Raw genomic sequence first — 9836 nt, 5'->3', positions numbered from 1 at the left:
CGTCAGCCCCGGCTGACCGTTGTGGACAACAAGCTGAGACTTTGGACAGCTCGGCTGCAAGCCAACAGCTCGACCAGAACGAGGGCTTCAGAACCGAGACTTCGTACAGCGGCAAGAACTTCAGTGAGACCAGGGTCTACGAGATCAAGGACGGAGAAATGAACGTCCACTCCAAGAGCAAGACCTCCTGGGCCGACAGCCGCCGCACAGATACTTACCGCTACTCCGCCGACTCTGAAGAGACGAAGCGGTTCCTCAGGAACAACCGACACGAACTGAACACCGACGGCATCGAGTGATGTGTTCCCGCCGGCGTGACACAGCGGCCGCACAGCGGCGCGCTCCTATCGGTACACGACGCGCGCAGGCGCCCACCGCAGCATCTTGTTCCTGCAACCACCGGCCAGCTCCACCAGCCGCCGCTTCTCTGCCCGGTTCACCTTCAGGCTCCACCGCAGCTTGATCGCGACCCACTCACGGACGTACCGGCACTGGCCATACTCGGGCATCCACTCCGCCGGATCTCGGTCCCCCTTGGACTGGTTGACGTTGTCTGTGACAGCGACCAGCGCACGTCGGTCGCGCAGATCATTCGCGAACCGCTTCCTGCTCGCCCCAGTCCACCGCCTGGCACCGGATCCCCACGCCTCGGCCAGCGCCACCATGTGATCGATATCGACGTCGCTCGCATCGGTCCACGTCTCGCGGTCGTAGTAGGAGAACCACTCCCCTGTCTCGACCACGCACCCGCCCGTCGTCCCCTCGCGGGACTCAGCGATGAGGACCTCGGCACGGGTGTCCTGGCAATCGCCGTCGGCGTCAATCCAGAGCTGGAACTTCTCGCGGTCATAGCCGACGTTGGTCTCACGAGCCACCGACAGCTGCCGTACGGCAGCCCGCAACCGCTCCTCCTCACCGTAGGCAGGGGCGCTGAGGACGCTGACCCCCACGACGACGCCGACGATCACGTACAGCAGCCGCACGATCTCCTCCTCCTTCTGCCCTCGACCCTCGCCTGGCTTACAAGCGAATCCTCGGGCGAGAGGATCCAACACGGCTGCCCGAACCAACAAGCGCGCCCACCCGCGAGCTGGCCCTCAGCTGAGCCGATCCCTACCGTTCGAACGATTCAGCACCTACGGGCGCCTTGGTTCGACCATCCTTGCTATGCCAGGTCCTGGTGACACGGCGACTGACCGGAGGACGCATGCCCTTTTTCCAGCTCGATGACTCCTCACTTGTGCCCTTCCAGCGGCAGGCCATCTCGTCGGGTGTCTACGAGGAGGAGATCGAAGAGCTGTTGTGGGACAACCTCGAGGAGCTGACTGGGGAGAACCTGTTCAGGGTGGCCCGTCAGCCTGTCCTCCCGCTCGGGAGACCCGACGTCCTTGCGCTGGACAGGCAAGGGCGGATCGTTGTAATCGAGGTGAAGCGCGACGTGGATCGAACCCTGCTCGCGCAGGCACTTGAGTACGCCGGGTGGGCCCGCACCGTCGGTCTGGATGAGATGGCCGGGCGGTACCACGGAGGCGCAGCAGGCTTCTGGGAGGACTGGCAGGAGTTCACCGGCACCGACACCCCGACCCTGGTGGTGCGTCAACCCCAGCTCGTGCTGGTGGCGCGGACCTTCGAGCCCAAGACGGCGCAGGCCTTGGAGTTCCTTCTTGACAACAACCTGCCGGTGAAGCTGCTCAAGGTCGCGTTCTACGCCGACGACGAAGGACACCGGTTCCTCAACGTGGAATGGGAGAACGAACCAGAGACGACTCTCTCTGCGACCGCCGCGACCGGCGACACGACGACCGCCGGCGCGCAGGCCGTTGACTTCCGCGAGGTCTCCTTGGCGGAGGTGGCCACGGTCGCGGGAGCGCCTCGCGATCTTGTGTGGGTACGGCCGAAGAAGGGACAGCGCTACGAGGGGGTCCTGCTGAGCAACGGCCACATCAGGCTCTCCGACGGGCGTGAGTTCCGCTCACCCTCGGGAGCAGCGATGGCTGCCGCCGAGGTCGTCTCCTACGACGGCTGGTACGCCTGGCGGCTCGACGAGGGAGGCCCGACCCTTAACGAGATCCGCCACCAGATCGCTGCAGCTCAAGCGTCTGAGGAGGCCATGGCGGGCGACCCGGCAGACGAATAGCCAGCAGGTCGGTCTGATCAGACGTGATCGTGGTCCCCTAGATGCCGAGAGCGCTGCGGAGCGCGGCGAGGTCGTTCGCCGCCAGGTCGAGGATGTCCTCGGCGGACTCCTGGCAATAGTTGTGCTTGGACCCGTCGGAGTCCTTCACGACGAGGCACGCCTGGTCCTTGTAGATCGGGTGCGCGGCCCTCCCGGACTTGTGCCGGGAACAGATCCGCTTGCGCAGTGCGGTCTCGACCGACACGTGGCCGAGAACCGCCTTCACCTTGGGCATGAACCACTCCATCCGTCGTCATAGCTTGCCTGCAATGTCTTCACGCACCTCGTCCGCGATGGCGTCGAGCTTGTTGTACGCGCGCTCGAGGTCGTCGACGGACGCCTCACCGCGGTCGTCACCGACCTCGGCGGAGACTGCCGTGTTCAGCAGCCGGGTGACGACCTGCACGTTCGGCTGCATCGATCCCTTCACGACCTTCGCGAGCTGCCGGCCCTGCCTCGGGAGACCCAAGTCGTCCAGGACCCGGTTCGCGGTCGACCCGACCCGCTGGTTCAGCCGCTTGCGGGCCGCCTGCCGGCGACGCTGCGGCGGCACCGGGATCGCGATCGGTACGTCGGGCGGCCGCTCGGCTTGCTTCGCCAGGAGCGCTGCACGCAGCTGTTCCAGGGTCGTGATGTCACCCAGCGTCAAGCCCGGGGCGACCTCCTTTGCCAGCATCTCCTCCAGGACCCGGTCGTCGTTCGGGTCCAGGTAGGCCTGGTCGATGAAGTCGGTCAGGAACTCGTTGTTCACGAGCATCCCGCCGTCGAACCGGCGAGAACGCGGCTCGCCATCGGAATCGCTGGGCTCGGAGTCGCTCTCGTTCCCGGTGACCCAGCCGTGGATGAGCTCCTGGTCGTCCAGATCGAGCTCGCGGAACTCCGACCAGCGCTCGTCGTTGTTCAGGCCCACGTGGGAGACCACGTGACCCTGGTTGTCGGGGTGGTCCGGCTTACTCTGCTGAACGACGCGCATGACGCGGCCGACGAACTGGATGTAAGGCGCCAGGGACCGGAACGGCCGGAAGATCGCCCCGACGCTCAGCCGGGGGTGGTCGAATCCCTCGCCGAGCATCTGGACTTGCACGATGCAGTCCAGGGTGCCGGTTCTCAGTCGCTCAAGGACGGCCTCCTGCTCGTCCTCGCCCATGTCGGAGTGGATCTCGGCCGCGACGTACCCGCACTCCTCGTACAGCGCCGCGACCTGGCGGGCGTGGTCGACCGAGCAGGCTGCAGCGATAACCTGGTGCTTCACCCCGGTCGCCGCACGCATCGCGTCGCACTGTTGGATGCTCGCCTCGACGATGTGCCGGTTGCACTCGGTGCTGAGCGCCACGCCGCGGCGGAACCACGCCTCCTCCCGTAACTCCAGTACCTCGTCCAGGGTGTGCTTGACGGAGGTGTCGTCGCTGTAGGTGAAGTAGAGCTCGGCCGGCGCGACGTTCCGGGAGTGGATCTGCTTGATGTACCCGTTCACCATGGCCTTGGTGAACGAGAACTTGTACAGCAGCTCGCCATGCATCTGCTTCTCGTCCGCCCGGAACGGCGTCGCGGTCAGGCTCACCACCTTTGCGTCCGGGAACCGCCGGAACACCTTCTGCCAGCTCTCCGCCGGAGCGTGGTGACCCTCGTCGACCAGGATCATGTCGAAGAAGTCCGGCGGGAACTGCGGCAGCCACCGGTCCGCCCGGCTCGCCAACTGCTGCACGTTCGTAAGCACGAAGTCGCTCTCGATGGCGTCGTGCACGTTCGCCGCCGGCCCGTCCAGTACCGCCGTCCACGGGCCTGCTGTGAAGTCCGACAGCACGCGCATCTTCGTCCAGAAGCACTCCCGGCTGGTGACGTCGAGCGCCTCCTGGACACCCTTGCGGATCGTCAGGTTCGGCGTGATCACCAGGACCCTGCCCTCGGAGATACCGAACGGCAGAGTCGACATGATGCCGGTCTTCCCGCAGCCCACCGGGATCTGCAAGATGCCGGGTTCGTCGGAGGACGCGAAGTGCTCCCGCACCGCCCGATGAGCCTCCCGCTGCGGCTCGCGCAGCAGGTTGTTCGCCTCGATGTCCGCGTTCGCGGTCGCGAAGATCGACACCTTCCCGGTCGCATCCTGCGCACGGCGATACTCCAAGCGGTACTCCTCCAGGTCCGCCCGCCGGTAGTAGCGGTGACTGCTGCCCGGCCGCTTGACCGCCGGGAGCCGCCCATCGCGGTCCCAGCGCCGCAGCGTCTGGGCCGAGACACCTACGTAGTCGGCAGCCGCAGCCACCCGCATGAAGTCGCTCTCGTCTTCCTCCATGCTCACAACTCTACCAAACCTTCCACATCTAATAACTCGATCATGGTTGATCAGCGGAGATCGTCTCTGGCCCGGCCCCTCGACGCGGGGGAAGTGAGCGCCGGCCCCGCGAACGCCGGACGCCGGACGCCGGGCGCCGGAGCGCCGGGACAGCCCGGGTCTTGCAGCATCTGCGCGAATCGCTCCTCTGATGCGGAGCGGCGGCGTCGCAGCGATGTGCGCCTTGACACTCATGGCTGGAACGGGCGAGGCACCATCACCATGCGGCAGGGTGAGCTCGTGCAGCAACTAAGGCCGACCGTCCATCCCGGCCAAGCCGACACCCTGGTGCACTTCTGTGCGCGTGCACGTCCGACCAACGCGCCGGAGGTCGCCTTCCTCAGCCCCGAAGGTGCAGCCGTAGGGCGCCAAGCGCGACCCAGTGCCTGATCTGACGCCGACCACCGCGGCGGTTCGCGGACCTGCGCACTCGCCCCCTTCAACAGATCGCGCCACCAACTCCGGGGCGTGTCGTCCGGAATCTCTATCGGTGCCACCCTCTCAAACCGCGAGCAGGCGTCGGCCCTGGGTGATGCACTATCGGCATGCAGCGCCCATCCCTCGCCGCCGTTCGGCCAGATCTGGCCGGGCAATGGCACCCCACCCGCAACGCGCCCCTCACGCCGGCTGACGTCAGGCCCGGCTCGGGCAAGCGCGTCTGGTGGCTCGACGAGCTGGGGCACGAATGGGAGTCAACGATCAACAACCGCAAGAACGGCACCGGGTGCCCGTTCTGCGCCGGCAACAGGGTGTTGACCGGCTTCAACGACCTGGCCACGAAGGCGCCGCACATCGCAGCCGAGTGGCACCCGACGAGGAACGGTGACCTCACGCCTGGCCTCGTGGCCACATCGGGCGGGCGCAAGTACTGGTGGCAGTGCAAGGACGGCCACGAGTGGCAGATGACGGTCGGGAACCGCACCTTCGGAGACCAGGGCTGCCCGGTGTGCGCGGGTCAACGGGTCCTCCCGGGGGTGAACGACATGGCCACCACGGCTCCGGGACTGGCCGCCGAGTGGCACCCCAGCCGCAACGCACCGCTGACTCCCACGCATGTATTCAGATCCACTGCACGGAAGTTCTGGTGGCAATGCAGTCTCGGCCACGAGTGGGAGGCCTCCGCCAACTCCCGATCGAACGGGTCGAACTGCCCCTTCTGCTCCGGGCACCGCATCCTGATCAGCTTCAACGACCTCGCGAGCGTGCGCCCGGAGATCGCCGCTGAATGGCATCCCACGAGAAACGAGCGCACACCGCAGATGGTCACCGCCATGAACGGGACCAAGGTGTGGTGGCGCTGTGATCGCGACGGCCACGAGTGGCAAACCACGGTGGCATCACGCTCGCGCGGGAACGGCTGCCCCGCGTGCGCCGGCCAGACTGTCCGGCCCGGCGTCAACGACCTGGCCTCGCGCGCTCCTGCGATAGCCGCTGAGTGGCACCCCACCCGAAACGAGGGTCTTTGGCCGGCGGCGATCGCGGTGTACTCCAACAGGAAGGCCTGGTGGCGATGCTCTGCCGGGCACGAGTGGGAGTCGACGGTCAACAACCGCACCCATGGCCAAGGGTGTCCGGAGTGCGCTGAGCGAGGTGGCTTCAACCCCGGCCGTCCCGGCTACGTCTACCTCCTCGAGCACTCCGCACTCGGAGCCCTGAAGATCGGCGTGACCAACGAAGGCACCACCCGCCTAGCGATGTTCCAGGCGCGGGCCTGGCAGGTGCTCAACCTCGAGTATTTCTCCATTGGGGCAGACGCCGCAGCCGTCGAGCGCGCGATCAAGGCCTGGTGGCGGCGGGATCTGGGCCTGCCGGCATGGCTGGGGCCGGCCGAGATGTCAGCGACGGGCGGATGGACCGAGACCATCGCCTCGGCCGAACTCGCAGCTGCGGACTGCATCGAACGAGTTCGCGACGAGGGCGCCGCAGCAAAGGCACGATCCTGCAGCGCGGCGGCTTCTGATGGCATAGCGTCCCTCGCATGACCCGGTACCAATGCGACGAGGAGGCCAGCGCGGCCTTGCACATGGACGTGGTGCACGAGGTCGACGACTCACCGGCTCCCGTCTCCCGGTGGGTGGACGCGATGCGTCGCCTCAACGCGATCGACGACTCGCTCGCCCGCAAGCTCTTGGCGCTGCACCGGGACTGCGGATCCGGCTCAGGCGTCTGCGATTCGGTCGATGATGACCCGGAGCCGATGCAGAGCCGTTCCGGCTGGGGCTGCGAGACCACGGAGGTCATTGCCGCCCACTTCGGCATCGAGTACCCATCAGCTGCGCGACCGCGCGACTAGGGACGGAACGCAGCGTGTCGGTTCGTGATGAGCGACTCTGTCGGCGCCTTCTTCTCTGGAACCGGACGGCCAGTGATTCGTGGTTGTCAGTCTTCGCAGATCCCGACGAACGCTCCTAGCTGGAGCAGCCCAGTGGTTGATGTCGGCATGAACTGGGTCAAGCGGCCGCTGCGAATGAGGACAGCCAGCCACTGCCCCCGCGAGATCGCGACGTTGACACGGTTGCGGTCAAGCAGGAAGTCAATGCCACGCGGTACGTCGGCGACCGACGATGCGGTCATCGACACGATGACGACGGCAGCTTCCCGGCCTTGGAACTTGTCGACCGTGCCGACCAGCATGTCGGCGAAGCCACGCTCGTCCAGCGCCCGGCGGACCACGTGCACCTGAGCGTTGTAGGGCGCGACGACGAGGAAGTCCTCGGCGATCAGCGGCCGCGTGCCCTCGAAGAGGTCGGGCGCGGTCCACGGCGTACCGACCAGGCTCTCGACCTGGCGGACCACCTCGTCGGCCTCCTCCATGGACTCGACGGAACAGTCCTGGTGGTCGAGGCGTACGACGTGCAGGCCGGGCTCCACGCCTGCCAGATCACGTTCGGCCGTTCGCGGGTGCGCTCGGAGCCGGCCCTCGTAGGAGAGCTTCGAGTCCTTCTCGGCGAGGTCGGGGTGCATGCGCCAGGTGAGGTCGAGGAAGTAGCCGAAGTCCTCAGGCAGCGTTGCGTGCTCACCGATGAGCCATCCCAGCGCAGAGTCGTCGACGGGCTCGGGGTGGATGCCCTGGCTGACCTGCGGCAACTGCTGGGGGTCACCGAGCAGGAGCAGCCTCTGCGCTGCCACTGAGACGGCGAGCGTGTGCGCGAGCGAGAACTGACCGGCCTCGTCGATGACCAGGAGGTCCAGCGAGTCCCGGTCGATCCGCTTGGTGTTGACGAAGTCCCACGCGGTGCCACCGACCACGCAGCCGGTGCTGTTCTCCTCGAGGAACTTCGCGTAGCCACTGTCCTTGATCCCGGTCCAGGCACGGGACGCACCGACGTCGCCGACCTTCTTGGCGACCACCGAACCGGGCAGCCCGGCCTGCACGATCGCGTCGAGCATGTGCTCCACCACCGCGTGGCCCTGGGCGACCACCCCGACCTTCCAACCATGGTCGCGCACCAGCCCCGCAACGACGTGAGACCCGACGTACGTCTTGCCGGCGCCCGGAGGCCCCTGGATGGCGACGTACGAACGGTCCACGGCGCGCACAGCGTCGAAGATGTCGTCGACCGAGTCCCCACCGCGCGGCAGTCCTCCCCCACTGAGGCGGGGTGGAGTGCGGCGCAGGACGTCGAGGCCGGGCTGCGGGTGTAGTCCGCGCGCGAGCACCGCCTCGGCCAGCTCCTGGACGGCCGCGTCGATGCCGCCGGTGCCCGGCGGTGGCCCGGGAACGACGGCGTCGGGAAGCTGGTCATAGGGGGCGCAATCCTTAGTCAACGTCTCGTCGACCACCAGGACGTCGCGGCCGTCGTGGTCGTGTCCACGGGAGACGACCACGACCCCGCTACGTGAGCAGCCCAGCGATGCGTTGGCGGGTACGTCGTGCGCTCCGTCTACGGGGTTCGCGTAGACGGTGCTCATCTGGTCGCCGTCGCGCACCACGCTGCCCGCACCCCAGCGGCCGACCAGGCGCACGTGGCGATGGGGACTCGATCGCGGGGTCGGCTTCGCCCAGTCCTGAATCACATCGGCGGACTCCGCCACGAAGACGTCGCGCTCATCGCGCCAGTCGGTCAGCGCCGAGGACAGCCGGTCGAAGTGGGCCCACCAGAACGGCTTGTGCTCGCGCCGGTTGTAGCCGATCGCCGCGGCCAGCATGGCCCGCGCCTGCTCGTCCGGGGTGCGCCCGGTCTCGGGCAGGCCCTCACGCAGCTGGACCTCGAGCGGCGTCAGCTCGAGATCAGACGGCTTCGCCTCCGCGGGCTCCGCGGCGCGGGGCGTCACGCCGTGCTCGGCGGCCCGCTCGAGCAGCCAGTCACGCAGCCGGCGGGTGCTCTCGCAGTCGTAGCGGTTGTAGTCGCGGATCTCGGCCAGCAGCTTCGCGGCCGCCTCGGCATCGCCGCTGTCCCGGGCCTGGCAGTAGGCGTGGTACTCGACTATCGATGCCGCCGCGTCGGTCACGTCGCCCTCACGCAGGTCGTCGCCCATGTAGAGGGGCTCGAGCTTCTTGATGCTGTAGGACGGCGCGGAGACCCGGATTGCGCCGCGCACGACGGCGTACAGGTCGACTAGGACGCCTGCGGAGAGCAGCTCGTCGACGGCGGCCTCGCAGGTCGCGTGCTTGGCCGCGAGCCGCAGCAGCGCGGACTTCTCGTACGCCGCGTAGTGGTAGATGTGCAGGTCGGGATGTTTCTCGCGGCGGACTCGGACGAACTCGATGAAGTCCTCGAGCGCCTGCTTCTCTTGCGCCCGGTCGTGGGCCCAGAACGGAGTGAACGGAGACTCGACGCCGGGCTCGGGCACCTCGGTGACACCGAAGAGGTACTCCAAGCCCCACCAGTCGGGGTTCCCGTCGTTCCACATCGGGTCGCCCTCGAAGTCGAAGAACAGGTCGCCGGGAGACGGAGCGGGGATCACGGCGAGGTGGTCTGGGCAGAAGACGTCGGCGGTGACGGGTGCTCCCTCGGTGCCACCGGCGACCTGGAGCGCTGCCTGCGCATGGAGCGTGGTGAACGTCGAGGCGGACATGCCGTCGACGCCCGACGGGGCCGCGGCCAACTGGTCGATGGTGGTGATGCCGGCATCCATCAGCTTGCGGCGTTGGGTCATCCGCATCCCGGCGACGAGCAGCAGGTCGTTGGCGGCGGCGACCTCCTCGCTGCAGACATCGCAGCGGCCGCAGGCGAGCACGCCCGGCATCCCCCACTCGGCCGGCGACTCAGCGGCCTGGTGTCCGTGCAGGAGTTCCAGCAGGCGCCGCCGGCGCTCCCGGAACACCGGCGCCAGATCGCTCAGGGGGAACCTGACGTGGCGGCCGTTGCCGAGCAGCAGCTCGAC

8 protein-coding genes are annotated in these 9836 nt (G+C 67.5%); 4 read left to right on the top strand and 4 right to left on the bottom strand.

Going from position 1 to position 9836, the window contains the following annotated elements:
- On the top strand, positions 1–299 hold a 299-nt coding region (locus tag ACYVKX_RS12640), incomplete at its 5' end, for a hypothetical protein (RefSeq protein WP_460832772.1).
- A 45-nt stretch (positions 300–344) separates the two neighbouring features.
- On the opposite strand, the gene ACYVKX_RS12635 is transcribed toward ACYVKX_RS12640, so the two are convergent.
- On the bottom strand, positions 345–983 hold the full coding sequence (locus tag ACYVKX_RS12635) for an HNH endonuclease family protein (RefSeq protein ID WP_460832770.1): 639 nt from the start codon (positions 981–983) through the stop codon (positions 345–347).
- Between the two features lie 224 nt (positions 984–1207).
- On the opposite strand from ACYVKX_RS12635, the gene ACYVKX_RS12630 reads away from it, so the two are divergent.
- Positions 1208–2137, top strand: coding sequence for a restriction system modified-DNA reader domain-containing protein (locus ACYVKX_RS12630; RefSeq protein ID WP_460832768.1), 930 nt, complete (start codon positions 1208–1210; stop codon positions 2135–2137).
- A 37-nt stretch (positions 2138–2174) separates the two neighbouring features.
- On the opposite strand, the gene ACYVKX_RS12625 is transcribed toward ACYVKX_RS12630, so the two are convergent.
- Entirely contained in the window at positions 2175–2411 is a 237-nt protein-coding gene (locus ACYVKX_RS12625; RefSeq protein ID WP_460832765.1) for a hypothetical protein, read from the bottom strand.
- Between the two features lie 18 nt (positions 2412–2429).
- Positions 2430–4469, bottom strand: coding sequence for a DEAD/DEAH box helicase (locus tag ACYVKX_RS12620; protein ID WP_460832762.1), 2040 nt, complete (start codon positions 4467–4469; stop codon positions 2430–2432).
- 584 nt (positions 4470–5053) lie between these two features.
- Here ACYVKX_RS12620 and ACYVKX_RS12615 point away from each other — a divergent pair.
- Together ACYVKX_RS12615 and ACYVKX_RS12610 are read left to right on the top strand one after the other, a co-directional pair.
- The gene (locus ACYVKX_RS12615) at positions 5054–6490 is read left to right on the top strand and encodes a zinc-ribbon domain-containing protein (protein WP_460832760.1); all 1437 of its coding nucleotides are present in this window, start codon (positions 5054–5056) and stop codon (positions 6488–6490) included.
- Entirely contained in the window at positions 6487–6801 is a 315-nt protein-coding gene (locus ACYVKX_RS12610) for a hypothetical protein (RefSeq protein WP_460832757.1), read from the top strand. The genes ACYVKX_RS12615 and ACYVKX_RS12610 overlap by 4 nt, the downstream gene beginning before the upstream one ends.
- Positions 6802–6887: 86 nt before the next feature.
- Here the strand turns inward: ACYVKX_RS12610 and ACYVKX_RS12605 are convergent.
- A partial coding sequence (locus tag ACYVKX_RS12605; protein ID WP_460832755.1) for a TM0106 family RecB-like putative nuclease occupies positions 6888–9836 on the bottom strand: 2949 nt, incomplete at its 5' end.

Source organism: Nocardioides hungaricus (genome assembly GCF_054782915.1).
This window is presented reverse-complemented; position numbering and strand designations above follow the sequence as displayed.

Coding starts and splice junctions, on each gene's coding strand:
- ACYVKX_RS12630 (WP_460832768.1), top strand. CDS start 1,208: ATGCCCTTTTTCCAGCTCGATGACTCCTCACTTGTGCCCTTCCAGCGG.
- ACYVKX_RS12625 (WP_460832765.1), bottom strand. CDS start 2,411: ATGCCCAAGGTGAAGGCGGTTCTCGGCCACGTGTCGGTCGAGACCGCA.
- ACYVKX_RS12620 (WP_460832762.1), bottom strand. CDS start 4,469: ATGGAGGAAGACGAGAGCGACTTCATGCGGGTGGCTGCGGCTGCCGAC.
- ACYVKX_RS12615 (WP_460832760.1), top strand. CDS start 5,054: ATGCAGCGCCCATCCCTCGCCGCCGTTCGGCCAGATCTGGCCGGGCAA.
- ACYVKX_RS12610 (WP_460832757.1), top strand. CDS start 6,487: ATGACCCGGTACCAATGCGACGAGGAGGCCAGCGCGGCCTTGCACATG.